This is a genomic window from Streptomyces sp. SP18BB07 (assembly GCF_036322545.1).
Taxonomy (GTDB): Bacteria; Actinomycetota; Actinomycetes; order Streptomycetales; family Streptomycetaceae; genus Streptomyces; species Streptomyces deccanensis.
Genome location: NZ_JAQYWT010000340.1, coordinates 256,364 through 279,945 on the forward strand (window position 1 = coordinate 256,364; position 23,582 = coordinate 279,945).

The 23,582-nt window shown below is 69.4% G+C and carries 19 protein-coding genes; 9 read left to right on the forward strand and 10 right to left on the reverse strand.

The features are described from left to right. Window positions 1-182: 182 nt before the first annotated feature. The 4 genes from cydD to hisC form a co-directional block, all read right to left on the reverse strand. The gene (cydD, locus tag PUR53_RS29285) at window positions 183-3,689 is read right to left on the reverse strand and encodes a thiol reductant ABC exporter subunit CydD (RefSeq protein WP_329910184.1); all 3,507 of its coding nucleotides are present in this window, start codon (window positions 3,687-3,689) and stop codon (window positions 183-185) included. A 99-nt stretch (window positions 3,690-3,788) separates the two neighbouring features. Beyond that, entirely contained in the window at window positions 3,789-4,793 is a 1,005-nt protein-coding gene (gene cydB, locus PUR53_RS29290; protein WP_329910185.1) for a cytochrome d ubiquinol oxidase subunit II, read from the reverse strand. Window positions 4,794-4,820: 27 nt separating this feature from the next. After that, window positions 4,821-6,329 (reverse strand): cytochrome ubiquinol oxidase subunit I, encoded by a 1,509-nt coding sequence (locus tag PUR53_RS29295; RefSeq protein WP_329910186.1) that lies wholly within the window; start codon window positions 6,327-6,329, stop codon window positions 4,821-4,823. A gap of 219 nt (window positions 6,330-6,548) precedes the next feature. Further along, complete coding sequence (hisC, locus tag PUR53_RS29300; RefSeq protein WP_329910187.1) at window positions 6,549-7,628, reverse strand: histidinol-phosphate transaminase; 1,080 nt, start codon at window positions 7,626-7,628, stop codon at window positions 6,549-6,551. A gap of 445 nt (window positions 7,629-8,073) precedes the next feature. On the opposite strand from hisC, the gene PUR53_RS29305 reads away from it, so the two are divergent. The 3 genes from PUR53_RS29305 (at window position 8,074) to PUR53_RS29315 (ending at window position 11,535) form a co-directional block, all read left to right on the forward strand. Continuing rightward, window positions 8,074-9,186, forward strand: coding sequence for a LacI family DNA-binding transcriptional regulator (locus PUR53_RS29305; RefSeq protein ID WP_239755808.1), 1,113 nt, complete (start codon window positions 8,074-8,076; stop codon window positions 9,184-9,186). A 216-nt stretch (window positions 9,187-9,402) separates the two neighbouring features. Further along, on the forward strand, window positions 9,403-10,479 hold the full coding sequence (locus tag PUR53_RS29310) for a metallophosphoesterase family protein (protein ID WP_329910188.1): 1,077 nt from the start codon (window positions 9,403-9,405) through the stop codon (window positions 10,477-10,479). Between the two features lie 183 nt (window positions 10,480-10,662). Further along, window positions 10,663-11,535, forward strand: a complete 873-nt coding sequence (locus tag PUR53_RS29315; protein WP_329901850.1) for a hypothetical protein — start codon at window positions 10,663-10,665, stop codon at window positions 11,533-11,535. A gap of 92 nt (window positions 11,536-11,627) precedes the next feature. On the opposite strand, the gene thiC is transcribed toward PUR53_RS29315, so the two are convergent. Continuing rightward, entirely contained in the window at window positions 11,628-13,454 is a 1,827-nt protein-coding gene (thiC, locus tag PUR53_RS29320; RefSeq protein WP_329901849.1) for a phosphomethylpyrimidine synthase ThiC, read from the reverse strand. 220 nt (window positions 13,455-13,674) lie between these two features. On the opposite strand from thiC, the gene PUR53_RS29325 reads away from it, so the two are divergent. After that, the gene (locus PUR53_RS29325) at window positions 13,675-15,063 is read left to right on the forward strand and encodes a YibE/F family protein (RefSeq protein ID WP_329901848.1); all 1,389 of its coding nucleotides are present in this window, start codon (window positions 13,675-13,677) and stop codon (window positions 15,061-15,063) included. A gap of 30 nt (window positions 15,064-15,093) precedes the next feature. On the opposite strand, the gene PUR53_RS29330 is transcribed toward PUR53_RS29325, so the two are convergent. The 4 genes from PUR53_RS29330 to PUR53_RS29345 all read right to left on the reverse strand — a co-directional run bounded on the left by PUR53_RS29330 (window position 15,094) and on the right by PUR53_RS29345 (window position 17,781). Then, a complete protein-coding gene (locus PUR53_RS29330; RefSeq protein ID WP_033530686.1) occupies window positions 15,094-15,531 on the reverse strand; it encodes an SsgA family sporulation/cell division regulator in 438 nt (145 codons plus the stop codon). A gap of 97 nt (window positions 15,532-15,628) precedes the next feature. After that, window positions 15,629-16,354, reverse strand: a complete 726-nt coding sequence (locus tag PUR53_RS29335; protein WP_392310205.1) for an IclR family transcriptional regulator — start codon at window positions 16,352-16,354, stop codon at window positions 15,629-15,631. Between the two features lie 734 nt (window positions 16,355-17,088). Beyond that, entirely contained in the window at window positions 17,089-17,301 is a 213-nt protein-coding gene (locus tag PUR53_RS29340) for a DUF5326 family protein (protein WP_239755821.1), read from the reverse strand. 162 nt (window positions 17,302-17,463) lie between these two features. Beyond that, window positions 17,464-17,781 (reverse strand): cupin domain-containing protein, encoded by a 318-nt coding sequence (locus PUR53_RS29345; RefSeq protein ID WP_329901846.1) that lies wholly within the window; start codon window positions 17,779-17,781, stop codon window positions 17,464-17,466. A 57-nt stretch (window positions 17,782-17,838) separates the two neighbouring features. On the opposite strand from PUR53_RS29345, the gene PUR53_RS29350 reads away from it, so the two are divergent. The 5 genes from PUR53_RS29350 (at window position 17,839) to PUR53_RS29370 (ending at window position 21,559) form a co-directional block, all read left to right on the forward strand. Beyond that, window positions 17,839-18,216, forward strand: a complete 378-nt coding sequence (locus tag PUR53_RS29350) for a phage holin family protein (RefSeq protein ID WP_329901845.1) — start codon at window positions 17,839-17,841, stop codon at window positions 18,214-18,216. A 9-nt stretch (window positions 18,217-18,225) separates the two neighbouring features. Further along, window positions 18,226-18,717: a low molecular weight protein-tyrosine-phosphatase gene (locus PUR53_RS29355; protein WP_329901844.1), complete on the forward strand. Its 492-nt coding sequence runs from the start codon at window positions 18,226-18,228 to the stop codon at window positions 18,715-18,717. Further along, complete coding sequence (locus PUR53_RS29360; protein WP_329901843.1) at window positions 18,714-19,859, forward strand: cystathionine gamma-lyase; 1,146 nt, start codon at window positions 18,714-18,716, stop codon at window positions 19,857-19,859. Before PUR53_RS29355 ends, PUR53_RS29360 begins: the two co-directional genes overlap by 4 nt. 188 nt (window positions 19,860-20,047) lie before the next feature. Then, on the forward strand, window positions 20,048-20,953 hold the full coding sequence (locus PUR53_RS29365) for a LysR family transcriptional regulator (RefSeq protein ID WP_329901842.1): 906 nt from the start codon (window positions 20,048-20,050) through the stop codon (window positions 20,951-20,953). A gap of 123 nt (window positions 20,954-21,076) precedes the next feature. Beyond that, entirely contained in the window at window positions 21,077-21,559 is a 483-nt protein-coding gene (locus PUR53_RS29370) for an NUDIX hydrolase (protein WP_329901841.1), read from the forward strand. A 48-nt stretch (window positions 21,560-21,607) separates the two neighbouring features. Here PUR53_RS29370 and PUR53_RS29375 read toward each other — a convergent pair whose 3' ends face one another. Beyond that, a complete protein-coding gene (locus tag PUR53_RS29375; RefSeq protein WP_329910189.1) occupies window positions 21,608-23,080 on the reverse strand; it encodes a globin domain-containing protein in 1,473 nt (490 codons plus the stop codon). Between the last annotated feature and the right edge of the window lie 502 nt (window positions 23,081-23,582).

The following is a 23,582-nucleotide window of genomic DNA, read 5'->3' on the forward strand; positions in this document are numbered from 1 at the left end:
GACCGAGACTGAGGCGGTCGGCACGGACTCTCGCGACCGAGACTGAGGCGGTCGGCGCGGGTCCTCGCGACCGAGGCAGCCCCCGCACCGAACGGGCCCGGTCAGCTGCACCGCGGCGGCCGACCGGACACCGGCCGACCGTCGGTCACCGTTGCGGAAGCCCCGGCGAAGCCGCGCGGCGCTCAGACACCGGCCAGCAGTTCCCCCGCCGCCTCCCGTTCCAGCATCTCCCGCAAGGGGCCGTCCACCAGGGCCAGTTCCGCGTAGGTACCGCGCTGAGCGACGCGTCCCTCCGCCAGGACGACGACCTCGTCCACCGCGTCGAGGCCGGCCAGCCGATGGGTGATCAACAGGGTCGTACGGCCCTCGGTCGCGGCCAGCAGGTCCGCGGTGAGCGCGTCGGCCGTCGGCAGGTCCAGGTGCTCCGCGGGCTCGTCGAGAACGAGCACCGGGAAATCGGCCAGCAGCGCGCGGGCGAGAGCGAGCCGCTGACGCTGGCCGCCGGACAGCCGTGCCCCGTGCTCCCCGATCAAGGTGTCGAGCCCGTCGGGCAGTTCGTCGGCCCAGTCGAGCAGTCGTGCCCGCGCGAGCGCGTCCCGCAGCTCCGCCTCGCCGGCGTCCTTCCTCGCGAGCAGCAGGTTCTCCCGCACCGAACTGTCGAAGAGGTGCGCGTCCTGGGCGCACAGCCCCACGAGCCGCCGTACGGCGTCCCCGTCGAGCGTGCCCGCGTCCACGCCGCCCAGCGTGTAGGTCCCCTCGCGCGGGTCCAGGAACCGCAGCAGCACCTGCGCGAGCGTCGTCTTGCCCGCACCCGAGACACCGACCACGGCGACCCTGCGGCCCTCCTCCAGGGTGAGGTCCAGCGCGGTGAGCGCGTTCCGGTCCTGCCCTGCGTACCGTGCGCCGAGCCCTTCGAGCCGTAGCGGGAACGGCGACAGCGGCGCCTCGGCCGGCTCCTCCGGTTCACGAACGGGATCGGGTGTGTCCAGCACCTCGTACACGCGCTCCGCGCTCCTGCGCACCCGCTGGCGGAACTGGACGGCGAGCGGCATCCCCAGTACCGCCTCGAACGCGGCCAGCGGGGTGAGCACGACGACGGCCATGGCCACGCCGCTCAGCCGCCCGTCGACGACCGCCTGCGCGCCGAAGAGCGCGGTGGCGGCCACGGTGAGCCCGGAGACGAGCGCGGTGAGCCCGTCGCCGAGCGCGGTCGCCGTGGCGGCCCGGGAGGCGATCCGGGTCAGCACCTGGTCGGCCCGGCGCGCCTCCGCCGTACGCGCGGGCAGGGCGCCCGCGACCGCCAACTCTGCGGTGCCGGTGAGCAGATCGGCCACGCGGGTGGCCAGCACCCCACGGGCCGGCGCCAGCCGGTACTCCGCCCGCCGGGCCACGGCACCGGTCACGAGAGGAACCCCGGCACCGGCGGCGAGCAGACCGACGGCCAGAGCGGCTCCCGCCTCGGGCAGCAGCCACGCGGTGAACCCGACGGAGGCGGCGGAGACGGTCACCGCGGCACCCGCGGGCAGCAGCCAACGCACCCAGTAGTCCTGCAGCGCGTCCACATCGGCGACCAGCCGTGAGAGCAGGTCGCCCCGTCGGATCGTCCGCAGTCCGGCGGGGGCGAGCCGCTCCAGCCGCCGGTAGACGGCCACCCTCGTGTCGGCCAGCATCCGCAGCACGGCGTCGTGCGAGACCAGCCGCTCGGTGTACCGGAACACCGCCCGTCCGATCCCGAACGCCCTCGTCGCCGTCACCGCGACCATCAGATACAGCACCGGGGGCTGCTGCGAGGCCCGCGAGATCAGCCATCCGGAGGTCGCCATCAGCCCGACCGCGCTGCCCAGCGCGAGGCTGCCGAGCAGCAGCGCGAGGGCCAGCCGTCCCCGTCGCGGCCCGGCCATCCGACGGACCCGGGTCAGCACGCCCCCGCTCCGCTCCAGCGGCAGGTCTTCCCCGGGCGCCGGCCCCAGCGCGTCCTGTCGTTCCGGCAGAGCGGACACGGCGACCGCTCGGTCACGCTCGGCGGCCGGTGCCGCCCCGTGCCCCGAGGCCTCCTCCAGCCGCACCACCCGGTCCGCCACCCCCAGCAGGGCCGGGCGGTGGACCACCAGCAGCACGATCCGGCCCACCGCCAGCCGCCGTACCGCCTGGACGACCTCCGCCTCCGTCTCCCCGTCCAACGAGGCCGTCGGCTCGTCGAGGAGCAGCACGGGCCGGTCGGCGAGGAACGCCCGGGCGAGGGCGAGGCGTTGTCGCTGTCCGGCGGAGAGCCCCACGCCGTCCTCACCGAGGACCGTGTCGACCCCGGCGGGCAGGGCGTCCACGAAGTCGAGCGCTCCCGCGTCGGTGAGCGCCTGCCGTATCGCCGCGTCGTCCGCGTCCGGCCGGGCCAGCCGGACGTTCTCGGCGATCGTCCCGGCGTACAGGTGCGGCCGCTGCGGCACCCAGGCCACTCGCGCTCGCCACGCGTCCAGGTCGAGCTGGGCGAGATCGGCTCCACCGACCCGCACGGAACCCGCCGTGGCCTCGGTGAACCCCAACAGGACGTTCAGCAGGGTCGACTTGCCCACACCGCTCGGCCCGACGAGGGCCACCGTCTCGCCGGGTGCCACGGTGAAGGAGACGTTCGTGACGGCGTCGTACGACCGGCCGGGATAGCGGACGGTCACCCCGTCGAAGCGGAGATCGCCCGCAGGCGGTATTTCTCCGGTCCCGGACGCCGGCACCGGCGTCTCCAGGACCTCGAAGATCTCCTCGGCCGCCGCGAGCCCCTCGGCGGCCGCGTGGAACTGGGCACCCACCTGCCGCACCGGCAGATACGCCTCGGGAGCCAGGACGAGGATCACCAGACCGATGTACAGGTCCATCTCGCCGTGTACGAGCCGCATGCCGATGGTGACCGCGACGAGCGCGACCGAGATCGTCGCGAGCAGTTCCAGCGCGAAGGACGACAGGAAGGCGATCCGCAGCGTCCGCATGGTCGCCTGTCGGTACTCGCCGGTGATCCGCTTGATCGACTCGGCCTGAGCCTTGGCCCGGCCGAACACCTTCAGCGTCGGCAGTCCGGCGACAACATCCAGGAAGTGCCCCGACAGCTGCGACAGCAGCCGCCACTGACGGTCCATCTGCGAGCGGGTGGCCCAGCCGATGAGCACCATGAAGACCGGGATCAGCGGCAGCGTTCCGACGATGATCGCCGCCGACACCCAGTCCTCGGTGACGATCCTCGCGAGGACCGCGACGGGCACGACGACGGCGAGACCCAACTGGGGCAGGTAGCGCGAGAAGTAGTCGTCGAGCGCATCGACCCCACGGGTGGCCAGGGCGACCAGCGAGCCGGTGCGCTGCCCGCTCAGCCAGCCGGGGCCCAGGGCGGTGGCCCGTTCCAACAGCCGACCCCGCAGCTCCGACTTCACCGCGGCACTCGCGCGGTGAGCGGCCAGCTCGGTGAGCCAGGAGACCAGAGCCCGGCCGAGTGCTACCGCGGCCAGGAGCAGCAGGGGAGTCCGAAGTTCGGAGACCGACATCCCGTGTTGGAAGGCGCCTACCACCACTTCGGCGATGAGCATGGCCTGCGCGATGACGAGCGCGGCTCCCGCAACACCCAGTCCGACGACGACCACCAGGAAGAGGCGAGTGGCGCGCGCGTACCGGAGCAGTCGTGGGTCGATCGGTTTCACGTGAAACACCCTCTTCTCAGCAGGCATGTTTCACGTGAAACATGCCTCTTCGGTCTGGGGATGTGTGTTTCACGTGAAACATCGTCAAACACACCTCCTCGCCGGGATTCAGTGCACCGACTCGGCGATGTGCTGTGTACCGATCCGCTTGCGGAAGACCCAGTAGGTCCACCCCTGGTAGAGCATGACCACCGGGGTGGCGATGGCCGCGCACCACGTCATGATCTTCAGGGTGTACGGGCTGGACGAGGCATTGGTGACCGTGAGGCTCCAGTCCTCGTTCAGCGAGGACGGCATGACGTTCGGGAAGAGCGTGAGGAAGAGCATCGCGACGGCGGCCACGATGGTGACCCCCGACAGGGCGAACGCCCAGCCCTCGCGTCCCGCCCGAACCGCCGCCAGCGCCACCAGCAGCGCTGCGATCGCCACGACCGCGGCGACCAGGGAGGCGCCGTCACCCTTCTCGATCTGCGTCCAGAGCAGGAAGAGAAGCGCCAGTCCTGCCGTCACGGCACCTACGCGCAGGGCCAGCTCGCGCGCCCGCTCACGGATGTCCCCGACGGTCTTGAGGCCGACGAACACCGTTCCGTGGAAGGTGAACAGGGTCAGCGTGACCAGACCGCCCAGCAGGGCGTACGGGTTGAGCAGATCGGCGAGGCTGCCCACGTACTCGAAGTCACGGTCGATCTTGACCCCGCGCACGATGTTGGCGAAGGCCACGCCCCATAGGAAGGCCGGGAGCAGCGAGGTCCAGAAGATCGCCGTCTCCCAGTTGCGCTGCCAGTTCTCCTCGGGCCGCTTCACCCGGTACTCGAAGGCCACACCGCGGACGATCAGGCAGACCAGGATGAGCAGCAGCGGCAGATAGAAGCCGGAGAAGAGGGTGGCGTACCACTCGGGGAAGGCGGCGAAGGTCGCGCCGCCCGCCGAGAGCAGCCAGACCTCGTTGCCGTCCCAGACGGGCCCGATGGTGTTGATGAGGACCCGCTTCTCCGGACGATTCCGGGCCAGCAGTTTGGTGAGGACACCGACCCCGAAGTCGAAGCCCTCCAGGAAGAAGTAGCCGATCCACAGGACGGCGATGAGGACGAACCAGACGTCGTGAAGTTCCATGACTGTGCTCCCTTGGCCCGGTGCGGCCTAGTACGAGAAGGCCATCGGCTTGTCGGCGTCACGGGAGTCGCCGCCGATCTTCGTGGGCGGGTTGAGGTCGGCCTCCGTCAGCTCGGGCGGTCCCGCCTTGACGTACTTCACGAGCAGCTTGACCTCGACGACGGCGAGGATCGCGTACAGCGTGGTGAAGACGAGCATCGAGGTGATGATCTCGCCCTGGGAGACCCCGGGGGAGACCGCGTCCTCGGTGCGCAGCACGCCGTAGACGACCCAGGGCTGGCGGCCCATCTCGGTGAAGATCCAGCCCCAGGAGCTGGCGATCAACGGGAAACCGAGGGTCAGGACCGCGATGCGCCAGTACCACTTGGTGAGCGTCGGACCGAGGGCCTTCTTCGGCAGCAGGACGAGATGCGGCACATCGTCGTCGCCGACCCGCAGATGCTGCGGCAACAGGAACTTCCGGCGGGTGAGCCAGAGGCCGGCCGCGCCGATCGCGACGGAGGCCATGCCGAAGCCGATCATCCAGCGGAAGCCCCAGTAGGCGACGGGAATGTTGGGCCGGTAGTCGCCGGGCCCGAACTTCTCCTGTTCGGACTTGTTGACGTCGTTGATGCCGGGGACGTACGAGTCGAAGTCGTCGTTGGCGAGGAAGGACAGCAGGCCGGGGATCTCGACGGCGACCTTGTTGTGGCCCTCGTCGACGTCGCCGTAGGCGAAGACGGAGAACGGCGCTGGCGCCTCACCGTCCCACAGGGCCTCGGCGGCGGCCATCTTCATCGGCTGCTGCTTGAACATGACCTTGCCGAGCAGGTCGCCGCTGATCGCGGTGAGCATGCCGGCCACCACGACGGTGACCAGGCCGAGGCGCAGCGAGGTCTTCATCATCGGGATGTGCTTCTTGCGGGCCAGGTGGAAGGCGGCGATGCCGACCATGAAGGCTCCGCCGGCGAGGAAGGCCGCCGCGAGGGTGTGGAAGACCTGCGTCAGCGCGGTGTTCTGGGTCAGGACGAGCCAGAAGTCGGTGAGCTCGGCCCGGCCCTTCGCCTCGTTGATCCGATAGCCCACCGGGTGCTGCATCCACGAGTTGGCCGCGAGGATGAAGTACGCCGACAGGATCGTGCCTATGGAGACCATCCAGATGCATGCCAGATGGATCTTCTGCGGGAGCTTGTCCCAGCCGAAGATCCACAGGCCGATGAAGGTGGACTCGAAGAAGAAGGCGATCAACGCCTCGAAGGCGAGCGGGGCTCCGAAGACATCACCGACGAAGCGGGAGTAGTCGGACCAGTTCATGCCGAACTGGAACTCCTGCACGATGCCGGTGACGACACCCATCGCGATGTTGATCAGAAAGAGTTTGCCCCAGAACTTGGTGGCCTGGAGGTACTTCTCCTTCCCCGAGCGCACCCAGGCGGTCTGCAGGCCCGCGGTGAGCGCGGCGAGCGAGATCGTCAGGGGGACGAAGAGGAAGTGGTAGACGGTCGTGATGCCGAACTGCCATCGCGCCAGAGTCTCCGGCGCCAGAGCGAGATCCACGTCTTCTCCTTACATGCCGTGGCACTGCGGCAGCCTGTCCCGGGTGACACGTACATCTCAGGACAACCAGGATGCGCTTGTGAACGCGTTCACATTCACAAGCAATTATGGCATGGCCGTTCGAGGCGGGATCCAGGGGTCCCCAAAAAAGGCCAGGGGCCCGGAGAAGAATCCCCGGACCCCTGGTCAACGGCCCCGCAGGGCCGCCCGGAACCCCGACTACAGCTCCTTGCGGAACGTCTCCGTCACCTTGAGGAAGATGTCGTTGGCCTCGGTCTCGCCGATCGTCACCCGCACGCCCTCGCCCGGGAACGGCCGCACGACGACACCGGCCTGCTCGCACGCGCCGGCGAAGTCGACGGTGCGCTCCCCCAGCCGCAGCCAGACGAAGTTCGCCTGCGTCTCCGGCACCGTCCACCCCTGACCGCGCAGCCCCTCGAGCACCCGGTTCCGCTCGCAGACCAGCGAACCGACCCGGCCGAGCAGCTCGTCCTCGGCGCGCAGCGAGGCGACAGCGGCGTCCTGTGCGAGTTGGCTCACACCGAACGGCACGGCCGTCTTCCGCAGCGCGGCCGCCACCGGCTCGTGAGCGATCGCGAAGCCCACTCGCAGTCCCGCGAGCCCGTACGCCTTCGAGAAGGTGCGCAGCACACACACGTTCGGCCGCTCCCGGTAGAACTCGACGCCGTCCGGCACCTCGACGTCCCGCACGAATTCGCGGTACGCCTCGTCCAGCACGACCAGCACATCGCCGGGTACCCGGTCGAGGAACCGCTCCAGCTCGGCGCGGCGGACCGCCGTACCCGTCGGGTTGTTCGGGTTGCAGACGAAAATCAACCGGGTCCGGTCGGTGATCGCGTCCGCCATCGCGTCCAGGTCGTGCACATCGCCCGGCGTCAAGGGCACCTGCACGGACGTGGCCCCGCTGATCTGCGCGATGATCGGATACGCCTCGAACGACCGCCAGGCGTAGATCACCTCGTCGCCCGGCCCCGAGGTCGCCTGCACCAGCTGCTGAGCCACACCGACCGAGCCGGTGCCCGTGGCGAGGTCCGTGACCGGCACCCCGAACCGGTCCGCGAGCTCGCTCATCAGCCCCGTGCACGCCATGTCCGGGTACCGGTTGAAGGACGCGGCCGAACCCGTCACGCTCTCCAGCACACCGGGCAGCGGCGGATACGGGTTCTCGTTGGAGGACAGCTTGTACGCCACCGGGCCGCCCGCCGCGGCCGGCTTGCCGGGCTTGTAGGTGGGGATACCCTCCAGCTCGGCTCGCAGCTTGGGGCTCGTCTCGCTCACCGCAGTCCTCCTCGTCGACGTAATGCTTCTCACCTTATGAGGATTCGGCGCCCCTGCGAATGGCCTGTGGACAACCGCGTCTGCTCCCCGTCCGTCCCACGTCCGTTCCTCCGCCCTCCCACGCCCACTCCTCCACCGTCACATCCGCCCCAGGGGCATCAGGGCACGAAGGTGTACGAATCAGGGGGCGCACCGCTCAGGAACGCACGCGCCGGTGGCTCACGCCGTAGCGCGCATCACCCGTCCAGGTGAGTTGAGACCTCTTCGAAACATCAGCTACTTGGCAGGCCCATGCGCGTCGACAAGTCACGTCCTTACTTGGGATGACCCAACTCCCTTACAATGCAAGGAAATTGGCCCTTCGTGACCTTGCAGAAACGTGCCTGTCAACGAGTGCATATGCGTCCGCACTACCCCACCGCATGAGCCCTACTATCGGCTCGCCATGACAGCAGCAGGGAAGCACCAGGTGAGCCGCGCGGAAACTCCCCGCCGAGGCAGCCGGTCGGGCCGAGCGGGCATCCGGGACGTGGCCGCCGCCGCCGGAGTCTCCATCACGACCGTTTCCGACGCCCTCAACGGCAAGGGCCGGCTCCCGGACGCCACCCGACGCCATGTACGCGAGGTCGCCGACCGACTTGGCTACCGCCCCTCGGCGGCCGCCCGAACTCTCAGAACCGGCAAATCGGGCCTCATCGGCCTGACCGTGACCACCTACGGGGATGAACCTTTCACCTTCACCGAGTTCGCGTACTTCGCGGAAATGGCGCGGGCCGCCACCTCGGCCGCGCTGGCCCGGGGCTACGCCCTGGTCATCCTCCCCGCGACCTCGCGGCACGACGTGTGGTCGAACGTCGCCCTCGACGGCACCGTGGTCATCGACCCCTCCGACCACGACCCGGTCGTCAGTGAACTGGTCCGCCAGGGATTACCGGTGGTCTCCGACGGCCGACCGGCCGGCTCACTGCCGGTCACCGCGTGGGTCGACAACGACCACGAGGCCGCCGTCCTCGGCATCCTCGACCACCTGGCCGACGCGGGCGCCCGCCGGATCGGGCTCCTCACCGGCACGTCGACGGACACGTACACACATCTCTCCACCACCGCATACCTGCGCTGGTGCGAGCGCGTGGGCCAGGATCCTGTCTACGAGGCCTATCCGGCGCACGATCCGTGCGCCGGAGCCGTCGCGGCCGACCGACTTCTGGCCCGGCCGGACCGCCCGGACGCGGTCTACGGCCTCTTCGATCCGAACGGCACCGACCTGCTGGCCGCGGCCCGGCGTTACGGTCTGCGCGTCCCCGACGACCTGCTGCTGGTCTGCTGCAGCGAGTCGGCGGTGTACGCGACCACCGAGCCGCCGATCACCACGCTCTCGCTGAAGCCGCGTCGGATCGGCACGGCTGTGGTCCAACTCCTCATCGACGCGATCGAGGGGGTCGAATCGGACCAACCGGTCGAGCAGGTGATACCGACGGAGTTGATCGTGCGGACCTCGTCCGAGCGGCGTCCACCGCGTACGACGGTCAGTCCACCACGATCACCTGAAGCGGGTTGACGCCCCACTTGAGGATCCGAACGGGAATTGGGCGGGGAGAGCCCCGCCCAATTCGGGAGAAAACCGCGGTGAACTGGGGCCCTGCGCCATTTCACCACCCCTGGGTCATCACACGGCGCGATCCGCATTCCTATGATGGGCGCACACACCGCGCGGGCCGCTGCGACCAGGCAGTCCGACACGGTGCAGATGCGGGCGATGGTGGTGGAGGGGTCGATGACTCAGGGGGCCGGTCAGGGACCCGAGGTGCGGACGCCGACGGTGCGCGATTTCCGCGTGCCCGCGTACGTCCACGAGGCCGGTCCGTACGGACACTCCGCGGACCCGGGCGAAGCCTCCGGGCCCGCCGAGGATCCTGAGGGCTACCCCGAGGGGTACACCCCGACCCAGCGCGACCTTCCGGTGATCAACCGGGGCGACACACTCCAGGTCGTGATCGACCCGGAGACCACGGCGGCCGAGCCTTCCTCCGCCCGGCCGAGCCCGCTCTTCGTCGTCGGGGACGTCCACGGCTACCTGGACGAACTCCTCGCCGCGCTCCGCGAGAAGGGCCTCGTCGACGCCGCGGGCAACTGGTCGGCGGGCACCGCCCGGCTCTGGTTCCTCGGCGACTTCACCGACCGGGGCCCGGACGGCATCGGCGTCATCGACCTCGTGATGCGCCTGTCCGCCGAGGCCGCCGCGGCCGGCGGCTACTGCAAGGCCCTCATGGGCAACCACGAGCTGCTGCTGCTGGGCGCCAAGCGCTTCGGCGACACCCCCGTCAACTCCGGCGCGGGCACGGCCACCTTCCAGGCCGCCTGGCTCCTCAACGGCGGCCAGAAGACCGACATGGACCGCCTCCAGGACCACCACCTCCAGTGGATGGCCCGTCTGGACGCCATGGAGGAGGTCGACGGCCACCTCCTGGTGCATTCCGACACCACCGCCTACCGCGACTACGGCGACTCCATCGAGGCGGTCAATGACACCGTCCGCGAGACGATCACGCGCAACGACCCGGACGAGGTCTGGGACCTCTTCCGCAAGTTCACCCGTCGCTTCTCCTTCCGCGACGAGGGCGCCGATGCCGTGCGCTCACTGCTCGAGACCTACGGCGGCAGCCGCATCGTCCATGGTCATAGCCCGATTCCGTACCTCCTGGGAGAGGTCGGCTCGGAGGACGGCGAAGACGGCACGGGGCCCTCGGTCGACGGACCGTACACCTATGCGGACGGTCTGGCCGTCGCCATGGACGGCGGTGTGACCATGGCCGGAAAGCTGCTGGTCCAGGAACTTCCGCTGCCTACCTGAGCCGTCAACGGGCAGGCGTCCCCCGTCGGAAGACTTCGCTGGCCAGGGGCCAATTTCTTCAAACCCCCTGTCACCGCCTGCCGTCACCGCTCTACCATCGGCTTATCCGTAGCAGGCTCCCCTCCGTTTCTGCCCGACGGCTCGTCAGCATGCCGAGCCACAAGCCCTACGGAGCATCGGGGGATGCACATGAACAGCGTTCCGCAGCACCTGCTCAGTGAGGACCGCCAGGAGTACGAGCGGATCCTCGGCGAGGCGCTGCGCTCCGCACCACACCGCCCGGAATTCGCCGCAGGCCTCCAGCGGCTCAACCTCGAACAACTGCGCACCATGGCCCTCAACGCCTCGGCGATCATCACAGCCGCCGCGGCGACCGAATACCAGTACTACGTCAAGGTCCGCGACGAATTCCGCAGCCCGTCGTCGGCCACCACGCCCGCCGCCGAGGGGACGGCGTCCGGCTCCAGCGAGCCGGACGGCTCCACGGTGGGGCTCGCCGCCACCGTGGGCGAGGTCACCGAGGGTGCGGGCGCCGGTGCCGTCGCCGCGGTGCTCGCTCCGGTCCTCGCCGGGACCGCGGCGGTCCTCTTCCTGCTCGTCGGGTACGTCATGAAAGTGCTCGACCCCGACCGGGCGATCGCCGAGACCCTCCTCACCACGGGCTGGGTCTTCGGCGCGGTCACCGCGGCCGCGATCCTGGTGGCCGCCGTCGGCCTGTTGCTCACCGCCCTGCGCAACAACGCCACGGCGCTCCTCGACGACGGAGTGCGCAGCGAGCTGAACGAGGAGTTGACCCGGGCCAGGGACGCCTGGCGCGAGGCCCTCCTGGAGCGCGGCATCCTGCCGTTCCTCCGTGACGCCCTCGCGAACCCGGGTCCGGCGCTGCTGCTCGAGCCGGACCGTCCGGCCCCGCCCAGCCGTATGCCGCACCTCGGTTACAACCGCCCGAGCTTCAGCAGCAGCCCGGAGAGCGGCAGCGCCGGCTCCCGGCCCAGCTACAGCAGCCCGGACTTCTCCAGCCCGGACTTCGGCGGACCGGAGCACCAGCCGGACTGACGACCGGCCTCCGATACCACCGCCCACCCGCGGCGGCGGGAGCCGCGAACGAACCCACTCACGGCCGTGCGCGAAGCTCCCGCCCACCTACTTCAGTCCGCCATCGGCAGATAGACCCGGTTCCCCGCCTCCGCGAACTCCTTGGACTTCTGGGCCATGCCCGCCTCGATCTCGGCCCGGGAGCCGCCGTGTTCACGGCGGATGTCCTGGGAGATCTTCATCGAGCAGAACTTCGGCCCGCACATGGAGCAGAAGTGAGCCGTCTTGGCCGGCTCGGCCGGGAGCGTCTCGTCGTGGAACTCACGGGCCGTGTCGGGGTCGAGGGCCAGGTTGAACTGATCCTCCCAGCGGAACTCGAAGCGGGCATCCGACAACGCGTCGTCCCACTCCTGTGCGCCCGGGTGTCCCTTGGCGATGTCCGCCGCATGGGCCGCGATCTTGTAGGTGATGACGCCGGTCTTCACGTCGTCACGGTTGGGCAGTCCCAAGTGCTCCTTGGGAGTGACGTAGCAGAGCATCGCCGTACCCCACCATGCGATCATCGCGGCGCCTATGCCCGAGGTGATGTGGTCGTACGCCGGAGCGACGTCCGTCGTCAGCGGGCCGAGCGTATAGAACGGAGCCTCATCGCAGATCTCCTGCTGCAGGTCGATGTTCTCCTTGATCTTGTGCATCGGGACATGTCCCGGGCCCTCGATCATGGTCTGTACGTGGAAACGCTTCGCGATCCGGTTGAGTTCCCCGAGCGTGCGCAACTCCGCGAACTGCGCCTCGTCGTTGGCGTCCGCGATGGAGCCGGGCCGCAGGCCGTCACCGAGGGAGTAGGTGACGTCGTAGGCGGCGAGGATCTCGCACAGTTCCTCGAAGTTCTCGTAGAGGAACGACTCCTTGTGATGGGCGAGGCACCAGGCCGCCATGATCGAGCCACCGCGCGAGACGATGCCGGTCTTGCGGTTCGCGGTGAGCGGCACATACGCGAGGCGCACGCCCGCGTGGACCGTCATGTAGTCCACACCTTGTTCGGCCTGCTCGATGACGGTGTCCTTGTAGATCTCCCAGGTGAGCTCTTCGGCCTTGCCGTCGACCTTCTCGAGCGCCTGGTACAGCGGCACCGTGCCGATGGGGACGGGGGAGTTGCGCAGCACCCATTCGCGGGTGGTGTGGATGTTCCGGCCGGTCGACAGGTCCATGACCGTGTCGGCGCCCCAGCGGGTCGCCCAGGTCATCTTCTCGACCTCCTCCTCGATGGAGGAGGTGACCGCGGAGTTCCCGATGTTGGCGTTGACCTTCACCAGGAACCGCTTGCCGATGATCATCGGCTCGATCTCGGGGTGATTGACGTTCGCGGGCAGTACGGCCCGGCCCGCGGCGATCTCCTCACGGACGACCTCCGGCGAGACGTTCTCCCGAACGGCCACGTACTCCATCTCGGGGGTGATCTCCCCGCGTCGTGCGTACGCGAGTTGGGTCACGGCCTGGCCGTCGCGGCTCCGGCGGGGCTGGCGCGGTCGCCCCGGGAACACCGCGTCGAGGTTGCGCAGCCCGCCACGCGGCGAGGTGTGCTTGATCCCGTCGTCCTCGGGGCGGACCGGACGGCCCGCATACTCCTCGGTGTCTCCCCTGGCGATGATCCAGTTCTCGCGCAGGGGGAGCAGGCCCCGCCTGACGTCGGTCTCCGCGGTCGGATCGGTGTACGGGCCGGAGGTGTCGTACAGGGTGACGGACTGTCCGTTGGTGAGGTGCACCTGGCGGACCGGCACGCGCAGATCGGGGCGTGAGCCCTCGATGTACGCCTTGTGCCAGCCGATGGACTTCCCGGCCTCCAGGGACTGTTCACCCTGACTGTTGTCGCCCTCGGACGCAGCGGAGGCTCCGCCCGTCTGGCTGGAGGCAGGCGTGCGTGTGTCCTCGATGGTCATGAGACCTACTCCCTACGCCGGCATTACCCGGTAACAGGTTCAGCGGTCGACGCAGCGATTTCCGCCCGACGATGTTCCACGTGAAACATCGCGTCTGCGGAGGTCAGCGCCCTCTCAGCCCGGTGCTCCGAGCTCCCGCGTGTGCAAAGGTGCCTCCACGCTAGCGGCAGATGTGGCGCGGTGAACAGTGGGCATCGCTCGTTCTTGCGATGATCGGTCGGTGACCACGACGCAGCAGCCCCCGCCTCCGCCCTCCGAGCCGCCCCACGGCCATGGCCCCGGAAACGGCCGTGGGCATGGCTCCGACGGCGGCCACGGCCATTCCCACAGTCATAGCCACGGCCCCGCCGCGCCCGTTTCGCAGCATCTGCGCAAGGTCATCGCGGCGGTGCTGATCCCCTTCGCGACCGCGGTCGTCGTGGGACTCGTCGTGCTCTGGCCCGGCGGCGCCCCGGCGCACGAACGCACGGGGGTGGGTTTCGACCGACAGACGCAGCAGGCCACCGTCACCAAGGTCGAAGAAGTCAGCTGCTCGTCGGTGAACGCCTCGGGCGGCACTCCGACCGGCGACACATCCACCGCCGAGGGCTCGTCCGCCCAGCAGCAGGCGAACGGCACCTGCAAGAAGGCCACGGTCCGGATCGACACCGGTGACGACAAGGGCCGCACGTTCACGGAGATCGTCCAGCCGGACCAGTCACGGCAGTTGGAGCAGGGTCAGGAGGTCGTGGTCGCGTACGAACCGGCCGCGCCGAAGGACCTGCAGTACTCGGTCACCGATGTGAACCGGAAGTTGCCGATGGCGCTGCTCGCCGGGATCTTCGCGCTCGCCGTCGTGGTCGTGGGCCGGATGCGGGGCGTCATGGCCCTCGTGGCGCTGGCCGTCAGCTTCCTGGTGCTGACCCTCTTCATCCTGCCGGCCATCCTGCAGGGCTCGAACCCGCTGGTGGTGGCGGTGGTCGGGGCGAGCGCCATCATGCTCATCGCCCTCTACATGTGCCACGGGCTCTCGGCCCGGACATCCGTGGCGGTGATCGGCACCCTGATCTCGCTGCTGCTGATCGGCGTGCTGGGGTCGGGGTTCATCGACTGGGCCTACCTGACCGGCAACACGGACGACAACACCGGTCTGATCCATGGGCTGTACCCGACGATCGACATGAGCGGTCTGCTGCTGGCGGGCGTCATCATCGGTTCGCTCGGTGTGCTCGACGACGTGACGGTGACACAGACGTCGGCGGTCTGGGAGCTGCACGAGGCCAACCCGATGATGGGCTGGCGGAACCTGTACCGCGCGGGCATCCGGATCGGCCGCGACCACATCGCGTCGGTGGTCAACACCCTCGTTCTCGCCTACGCCGGTGCCGCGCTGCCGCTGCTGCTGCTCTTCTCGATCGCGCAGAGCAGCGTCGGCACGGTCGCCAACAGCGAGCTGGTCGCCGAGGAGATCGTGCGCACGCTCGTCGGCTCGATCGGCCTGGTGGCATCGGTGCCGGTGACCACCGCGCTGGCCGCCCTCGTCGTCTCCGCCGACCGCCCGAACACCGCCGAAGCGACGTCCGTGCCCGCTCCGGCCCATGGCGGAAGGGGCCGTCGGCGCAAGCGCTGAAGCGTTACGGCACCCCCGGCGCCGTAACGTTCAGCCCGCGCTCTGTTCCTCCGCCAGGATGCGGTCCAGCGCTTCGTCGAGCAGTGCGTCGAAGTCGGCGAGGGAACGCTCCTGGCCCAGCGGCACGAGCTTGTCCGTGCGGTCCAGGAAGGCCACCAGGGGCGCCGTGCCGACCCGGAACATCGCCTGGTCGCTTCCCACCTGAAGCCGGATCAGGACCTCGCCGAACGTCTCCGGATCTGCGGGCGCGATGTGGACGTCCCCGTCCCCGCACGGTCGGCCCACTCCGTCGATGAGCAGCTCCCGCCCGAAGGCCCAGGTCACCGGGGCATCTCCGGGCAGGTGAAAGGTCAGCCGCACGGCATAGGGATCACAGGTCTCGTAACGCAGCTCCACGGGAATGCGGAAGGAGAGCTCCTCCGAGACGAGGAAGCTCATCATGACCTCTGCCTGTACCGACTCGCGCATCGCCTACCCCGCCGTGTTCGTCGACTGGCCAGGATCATCCGCCTGACACCCCTGGAAGTTTGCTGAAAGTACACGTGAGATCACAAGGAGTGATTTTTCAGATGCTGATAGAGATCGCGAGTGTCCCTAGTAGCTTTCCGATCTCCGTCTGCAACTGACGGGCCACTGGCATCAGCCGGGCCGCCTGGTGCGCGGGCAGCGAGATGGCGAGCGTCCCGGCAGTCGTCCCCACGGTGATGGGAATCGCGGCACAGACCGTCCCGAGGGCGTACTCCTGCTGCTCCACCACCGGTTCCATGCGCCCGAGGCGCCCCAGCCGCCGCAGCAGCGTCTCCTCGTCACGGACCGTGTACGGGGTGAGCGACTGCACCGGATAGCGGTCCAGATGGTCGCGGCGGGCCTCCTCGCTCAGCTGGGACAGCAGACACTGCCCGATGGCGTGGGCGTGCCCCGTCTCGCGGAAGTCGGCCCATTCCTCGACGGCCGGGGCGCTCGGGCTGTCGGCGACGCACATGACCTCGATCTCGCCGTCCCGGTAGATCGCGAAGTAGACGGGCACGCCCAGGGCGTCCCGCCAGTGCGCCAGTGCCTCGCTCACCGTGCTGCGACGTTTCTGCTGCGCTCCGCTGCTGCTCAGCCGCTCGGCCGCCTCGCCGAGGAAGAACAATCCCTTCTCCCGCCGCAGATAGCCCTCATGGACGAGCGTGCGGAGCAGGTGGTACGCCGTGGGCAGCGCGAGCCCGGCGTCCCGGGCCAACTGTTTGGCGGGAGCTCCGTGTTCCCGCTCGGCGACGGCCTCCAGCAGCCGCATCGCCCGCTGCACGGAACCGATCAGGGTGCCGGAATTCGACTCCGGCACGGTCGGCGGCGCGGGAGACGGGATGCGCGCGCTCCTCCCCGGCCCGTGCCCGTGCGAGGGCACAGAGCGGACGAGCCCTGTCGCCTGGCCCCGAGGTGATGTCAGCAGCTGGGCTTCAGTAGGCGGTGATGATGACGGCGTCTGTGCCTGAGCCGGGGACGAACCCGAGGCAGCCGGCCGCTGCGTCCGCGCCCGGGGCGCGGGAGACTCTGGCCGCCGCACGTCTTCCTCGCCCGGCGAGGTACGTGGCTGCACCGGGGGAGCCGAGGCCGTCGAGGGCGTCGTACGCGGAGGTGATGGTGGGCCGTGCGTCTCCGGGGCCCGCACACGGGACTGCTCGGCAGCCGTCGCAGGTGTCGATCGTGGGCCCGGCTGGGTGGGAGGAACCGCGCTCTGGGCCGACCGGGAACGTGGCCGGGCGGACGGGGAGAGCGGTTCTGCTGGTGCGGTGTCAGCCGTGGCCAAGGGTCACTCCCGAAGCGCGAGGAGGGCCGCCCGTGCGGGGGACACGGGAGGAGATGCGCCGCCCGCGGGGATCGAGCCCGCGACGAGTTTCCGGACTCTAGCCGCCCGTCACCGCGCGCATACGGCCCCGCCGGGAAACTTCCCCCTGGCGAGGGAACCTCACGTTCCTGTTACCGGCGTGCCCTGACCGGGCTCACCCACTCACGCCTCAGCCGTTGCACGCCGCTGACGTCTCACCAGTCGCCGCGCGACGAGGATCCCGCCGTGAACTTCCTGACGACGTAGATCAGTCCGCCGACCAGGGCCACGAAGACCAGCACCTTGAAGAGCAGGCCCACCACGACCTGGACGACGCTGACTATCAGCCCACCGAACACCAGCAGGGCGATGACCGGCACCGCGATCCACTTCACCCACCACGGCATCCCCGCCAAGATCTCCCGCATCGCCCTTGCTCCTTGTGTCTCCACCCGTCGCCCGCCACCGGGGCACTGATTCCGGGCTTTCTGCCGTCTGTCATCGATGCTAGGGCCGCGCATGGGTGTTCCGGGGGCTTCGCACCCCTTGTCCGACCCTGATCGTCCCCCTAGGGAACGCCGAAGCGGACGTCAGCCCTCCGGCGGAGAGAACACCACCACGACCCTCAGGTCCTCGGTGATGTGGTGGAACTTGTGGGCGACCCCGGCCGGCACGTACACGACACTGCCGCGCGCCACCTGGGTCGTCTCCAGCCCCACCGTGAGCGAGGCACGGCCGCTCACGACGAGGTACACCTCGTCCTGGCCGTGCGGCTTCTGCGGATCGAGTTCACCGGCATCGAGCGCGTACAGGCCGACCGACATGTTCCGCTCGCGCAGGAACTGCAGGTAGGCACCGTCGTTGGCGGCGCGCTCCGCCTCAAGCTCGTCCAAGCGGAATGCCTTCATCGACTTAGTCGCCCCTGCCCAGTACTCGCACCGATCGCTTCTGCCACGATCAGACACATGATGAATTTCCTAGTCAAGACGATCGCCAACGCGGGCGCCCTGGCGGTCGCGGTGTGGCTGGTCGACAAGATCACGCTGACCGGGGACAGCACGGGCAAGAAGGTCGGCACGCTGCTGCTGGTCGCCCTCGTCTTCGGTCTGGTGAACGCGGTGGTCAAGCCGCTGGTGCAGCTGCTGACCCTCCCCCTGTTCATCCTGACGCTCGGCCTGTTCACGCTGGTCGTGAACGCCCTGATGCTGATGCTCACCTCGTGGCTGGCCGACGTCCTCGATCTGAGTTTCCAGGTGGAGGGCTTCTGGACCGCCGTTCTCGGCGGCCTGATCATCTCGATCGTCTCCTGGGCGCTCTCCCTCGTCCTGCCCGACGGGGACTGAGGGTCCGGCATGACGTACCGAGTCTGCTTCGTCTGCACCGGCAACATCTGTCGTTCCCCGATGGCCGAGTCCGTCTTCCGCACGTGCATAGAGAAGGCGGGCCTCGGCGGACTGGTCGAGGTCGACAGCGCGGGCACCGGGGGCTGGCACGAGGGCGACGCCGCCGATCCGCGCACGGTCTCCGTCCTGGAGTCCAACGGCTACGACAGCGTCCACGCGGCCCGGCAGTTCCAGGTCTCGTGGTTCTCCCGCCTCGACCTCGTCATAGCCCTCGACGAGGGCCACCTCAAGGCCCTGCGCCGCCTCGCGCCGACGGCGGCGGACGCGGACAAGGTCCGGCTCCTGCGCTCCTACGACCCCGCTGCCGGAGACGACCTCGACGTTCCGGACCCCTACTACGGGGGCATGGACGGGTTCGAGGAGTGCCTGGAACTCGTGGAGGCCGCGAGCCCGGGTCTGCTGGCCGCCGTACGCGAAAAGGTGGAGGTAGGGGCCGCATGAGCGCGGAGAACCCAGCTTCGGGCCCCGGCGAGGGCACCCGCGCGGTGCGCGCCGGACTGCCCGAGCCCGTCAAGCACGAACCCACCCTCCCCGGGCCGGTCTTCGCCGCCCACTACCACCTGCCGGGCGAGCCCACGGGCCCGTACGCCTACGGACGCGACCAGAACCCCACCTGGACCCTTCTGGAACAGGCCATCGGCGAACTGGAGGCCCCCGGGCAGGACGACGTCGAGACGGTCGCCTTCGCCTCCGGCATGGCCGCCATCTCGGCCGTCCTCTTCTCCCAGGTCCGCTCCGGTGACGTCCTCGTCCTGCCGAGCGACGGCTACAACGTGCTTCCGCTGGCCGGCGAGCAGCTGCGGTCCTACGGCGTCGAGGTGCGCAGCGCACCGACGGGCGGCGACGCCCAGCTCGACGCTCTGGACGGCGCCAGGCTGCTGTGGATCGAGACACCCTCGAACCCGGGGCTGGACGTGTGCGACGTGCGGCGCCTCAGCGAGGCGGCACGCGCGCGTGGGTGTCTGGTGGCCGTCGACAACACCCTGGCGACACCTTTGGGGCAGCGCCCGCTGGATCTGGGTGCCGACTTCGCCGTGGCCAGCGGAACGAAGCAGCTGACCGGTCACGGGGATGTGCTGCTCGGGTACGTCGCCGGGCGTGACCCCGCGCTGATGGCCGGTGTGAGGCGATGGCGCAAGATCGTCGGAGCGATCCCGGGCCCGATGGAGGCTTGGCTGGCGCACCGCTCGCTCGCCACGCTCCAGCTGCGTGCCGACCGGCAGAACGTCAACGCCCTGGCGGTGGCCGAGGCGCTCAAGGGCCGGCCCGAGGTCACCGGATTGCGCTACCCCGGGCTGCCCGACGATCCCTCGCACAAGATCGCCTCGCAGCAGATGCGGCGCTACGGGTGCGTGGTGTCGTTCGCGTTGCCCACGCGCGCGCGTGCCGACCGTTTCCTCGACGCGCTCCGCCTGGTGGACGACGCCACGAGCTTCGGCGGGGTGCGCTCCACCGCCGAGCGACGCGGCCGTTGGGGAGGCGACGCGGTGCCGGAGGGCTTCATCCGTTTCTCGGCCGGTGCGGAGGACACGGACGACCTCGTGGCGGACGTACTGCGGGCGCTCGCTGTCGCTACCGAGTAGTACCGCGCTACGTACAACGGACGGTCCGAGCCTCCCCCCTCGTGGCTCGGACCGCCCCCGGTTCCGCGCGCGAAGAACCGCGCGAACAAGGCTAGTTGACTCTGTGTCAGTGTCCAATCACAGTAGCGACAGAGACCTATCGACTTATTTATAGTTGGGCGCTCCGGAGGCGGCGAGGGGAGGCGACCATGGATCTGGCCTTACTGCGGACGTTCGTGACCGTGCACCGGGCCGGTTCCTTCACCCGTGCCGCCGCCCTGCTCGGCCTGTCGCAGCCGGCCGTCACCTCGCAGATACGCACTCTCGAGCGGCAACTCGGCCGCCCGCTCTTCCTGCGCAAGGCCCGGGGGGTGACGCCGACGACCATCGGCGACGAGCTCGCCCACAAGGCCGCCCCGCATCTCGACGCGCTGGCGGAGATCGCCGAGACCGGCCTCGACGACGACTCCTCCTTACGGACCCTCCATCTCGCCGGCCCGCCGGAGTTCACCGCCGAGCGGGCCCTGCCCGCGCTCACCGCCCTGACCGGCGACGACGGCCAGGGCTTCGCGCTGCGGGTCTCCTTCGGAAACTCCGACGAGGCGCTGGAGGGCCTTGCCGCCGGACACCACGACCTGGCCATCACCACCGCCCAGCCGCGTGGTGCCCTCCTCGCAGCGGCCCCCCTCTGTGACGAGGAGCACGTCCTGGTGGCCGCCCCCCGGTGGGCAGACGTGATCGGTCCGGGGAGGCCGGGGCGCAAGGGGGCGCACACGCTGGAGGAGCTTCCCCTCGTCGAGGTACACGAGTCACTGCCCTTCATCACCCGCTACTGGGCCTCGGTCTTCGACGCCCGGCCCGCCACCTCCGGGACCGTCGTCGTCCCGGACCTGCGCGCGGTCATCGCCTGTGCGATCTCGGGCGCCGGGCTGGCCGTGGTCCCCCGCTACCTGTGCGCTTCCGCCCTGGAGCGCGGTGACCTCGTCACGCTTCTCGAACCCGCGGTGCCCCCGCTGCGGACCTATTTCCTGGTGGTCCGTACCGGCACCCTGGCCATGCCGCACATCGCGCGGGCGCACGAGTGGCTGCTGGAGACCGCGGCGAACTGGTCCTGAGGCAAGCATGGAGCCCTTGGACAGAGGGGGGTGCCGAGCTCGGACCAACAGCGAGCGCCGGGGTGCCCCTCTTCCTCGCCCCGGTGATGTTTCACGTGGAACATGCGGGGCCACATTTCTCCCATGACCGTACGACCCGTGGTCAAGCGCACCGCCCGCGCCGTCCTGCTCGACGGCGACGACCTGATCCTGATCAAGCGGACCAAGCCGGGCGTGGATCCCTACTGGCTCACGCCGGGCGGCGGGGTCGAGCCGGAGGACACCACGGTCGTCGACGCGCTCCACCGCGAAGTGCACGAGGAGCTCGGCGCCAAGATCACTGATGTGGTGCCCTGTTTCGTGGACACCGTCGAGCACATCGGCGAGGACGGCGGCGCCACCGGTGTGAAGGTGCAGCACTTCTTCGTCTGCCGTCTGGAGTCCATGGACCCCTCCAAGCGGCACGGCCCCGAGGTGGAGGAGCCCCTGGGGGAGTACGAGATCGTGCGCATCCCCTTCACCCGGGTCGGCATCGCCTCCGTCCACCTCGTCCCGTTGTCGCTGCGGCACTACCTGGACGGGAACATCGAGGGCGTACGGGCGATGCACGCGCCCGACCTGGGCTGACCGTCCACCGACGACCAGCGGCAACCACCGCCGTCCTGATCTCGGACGTCAGTCCCCGGCTGCCACCAGTTCCTCCACCGAGTCGTGGCGTATGCGGTCCGCGGGGACCCCGGCTGCCTTCAGTGCGTCCACACCGCTGCGGATCATGCCGGGCGGGCCGGAGAGGTACGCGTCGTAGCCGTTCCAGGGTCCGTGGTCACGTATGGCGTCGGGCAGCTGAAGCAGTCCGTGCTTGTCCACGACCGGGCGCACTTCGAGCCAGGAGTTGCTCTGCTGCAGCCGCAGCAGGGTGTCGAGGTCGTAGAGGTCCTGGCCGGTGCGGGCTCCGTAGAAGACTTCGACGGGGCGGTGCCGTCCGTGTTCGGCCACCTCCTCCACGATGGCCTTGATCGGCGCTATACCGGTGCCCCCGCCCAGACAGAGCAGGCCGCTGTCGCTGGTGTGGTCGACGGTCATGCCACCGGCCGGCGGCCCCAGTCGCAGCACGTCGCCGGGCCGGGCACGGTGCACGAGCGAGTTGGAGACCCAGCCAGCGGAGATCGCCTTCACATGGAACGACAGCAACCCGTCCGAGCGCGGCGCGGAGGCGAAGGAGTAGTGCCGCCAGATCCGCGGCCACCAGGGAGTCTCCAGGCTGGTGTACTGCCCGGCGAGGAAGGGATACGGCTGGTTCGGACGGACGGTGAGGATCGCTGTGTCCGCGGTTCTCAGATCGTGTGAGACGACCTCGGCGAGCCACCATGGTGGGGATCGCAGCTCGTCCGCGGCCGCCGCGTCGATCATCACCTGGGAGATCGTGGTGTACGTCCGGACCCAGGCGGCCTCGGTCTCGTCGTTCCAGCTCCCCTTGGCGTACCGGCTCAGCGCACCGATCAGACACTCGCCGACGGCCGGGTAGTGCTCGGCCTGGGTCCCGTACTTGCGGTGGCCACGACCGAGGTTCTGCAGGTAGTCGACGAGGACGGGGGTGTTGTCGATGTGTTCGGCCGCGGTCAGCAGTGCCTTGAGCAGGCGGTCCCGCTGGGCGTCCATCGCCGGGGGGAACATCGAGCGCAGCTCCGGGTGCTGGACGAAGAGCAGCGCGTAGAAGTACGAGGTGACCTTGTCGGCGACGGGTCCGACCTCCGCCATGGTCCGCCGGATGAGAACGGCGTCGGGGGAGGCGGTGGCGGTGTGTCCGGCACGCTCGTCCGACACAGGGGGGTCGAAGACGGAGTGGTCGGAGCCGTGATCCGGGGCGGGCGGAGGGCTGAGTGGGACACCGGGAGGAAAATCCGGACCGGTCGGTATTCGCTCCGGTGCGGCGCTCTCCCGGTTCGGCTGCGGGCTCTTCGGCGGCTCCTGGGAACGACCGACGGGCCGCAGGGCTGCGAGACGGTTGCCCTCCGGCTCCTGCTCCCCGCCAGGGGGCGGCGGCGATGTGCGAGGCGTGAACCAACCGCCTCCGTCAGTGTCCCCCGAAGTACCGTTGCCGGCCGACGTGGTGGTCGGAGCGTCCATGGTCTGCCTCGCCTCGAGCATCTTTCGGTCGATCTGCGTACGCCCTCCAGACGGAAGTCGCACGTTTTCCCCCGCGGACGGCCTTGCTGATCCCCGTTCGTTCCCCGTCGACCAATGCGGCCACATTCAACCCGGGTTTCCGCTCCGTACGGACAAGTAGATGAGAGTGTGACGTGAGCCGCAGCACTCACGGCAGCGTTCCACAGCGCGCGAACGCCCCCGCCCCGTAACGGTAAACGCAGGTTCTCGATCTCCCTGTCCGGTTAGGCTGCATTGAGCTGCGTTCGTACCCCCGCCATGAGACGACTGCATCTCGCTTCGGACACGAACCGGACTCGACCCTACCGGCAGGGCCGTCACACACAAGTCCCCCCTGGCCATACCGGTAATTCAACGGGCGCGAATCCGCGATTCCTTCAATTACCGGGCGCGTCACACCAATTCATAGGCATCCCACAGATCCTGGCGTCGAGTGCGCGCAGGCGAACGACGCTCCCCCGATTGTGCACTTCGTTCACCTGCC